Raw genomic sequence first — 621 nt, 5'->3', positions numbered from 1 at the left:
GGCGGCGCCCGACCCGGGCGCCGCCGCGGACCAGGACCGCATGGACGCGCGGGGCGCCGTAGCTGCCACGCGAGTGTTCGTGAATGCCGGTGATCTGTTCGGTCAGGTCCGCGTCCTGGACGGCGCGCGGGCCGGGGGCCGCGGTGCGGCGGTGGTAGTAGGCAGCTCGGGAGACCTTGAGGAGTTCACAGGCGCGTTTCACGCTGTGACCTGCGACGTTCTCCGCCTCGATGAACGGGTGCACCGTCACCGGGTCTCCTTCGCGAAGAAAGCCGTGGCCCGCTTGAGGATCTCCACGTCCTGCTGCAACCGGGCGTTCTCCCGCCGCAGCCGGGCCAGTTCCTCCCGCTCGGACGAGGTCAGGCCCTCACGTTCGCCTGCGTCGACCTCGGCCTGCCTGACCCACTCGCGGACCGCGGTCTCGGTCAGGTCGAAGTCCTTCGCGACCTGACCGACGGAACGGTCGCCTTGGCGGCACAGCGCGACGATCTCGGCCTTGAACTCCTGCGTGAACGAGCGGCGAGGCCGAGGCTTCTTCTTCCCCATGCTCTCCATGATGGACATCCTCTCGAGGGCGCGTGCCCTTCATCCAAGGTGTCCGTCAAAGTGGATCAAGCCCAC

Annotated in this window: 2 protein-coding genes; both read right to left on the bottom strand. The window is 68.6% G+C overall.

Going from position 1 to position 621, the window contains the following annotated elements:
• Positions 1–250: IS3 family transposase (locus tag ACRX5S_RS41105; RefSeq protein WP_436778409.1), on the bottom strand; the 250-nt coding region annotated here is incomplete at its 3' end.
• Entirely contained in the window at positions 247–555 is a 309-nt protein-coding gene (locus ACRX5S_RS41100; RefSeq protein WP_436778408.1) for a transposase, read from the bottom strand. The genes ACRX5S_RS41100 and ACRX5S_RS41105, both read right to left, overlap by 4 nt.
• Between the last annotated feature and the right edge of the window lie 66 nt (positions 556–621).

Source organism: Yinghuangia sp. YIM S09857, assembly GCF_051388915.1.
GTDB lineage: Bacteria > Actinomycetota > Actinomycetes > Streptomycetales > Streptomycetaceae > Yinghuangia.
This window is presented reverse-complemented; position numbering and strand designations above follow the sequence as displayed.

Bases quoted from the DNA above. Each gene is read 5' to 3' on its own strand.
- ACRX5S_RS41100 (WP_436778408.1), bottom strand. From the start codon at position 555: ATGGAGAGCATGGGGAAGAAGAAGCCTCGGCCTCGCCGCTCGTTCACG.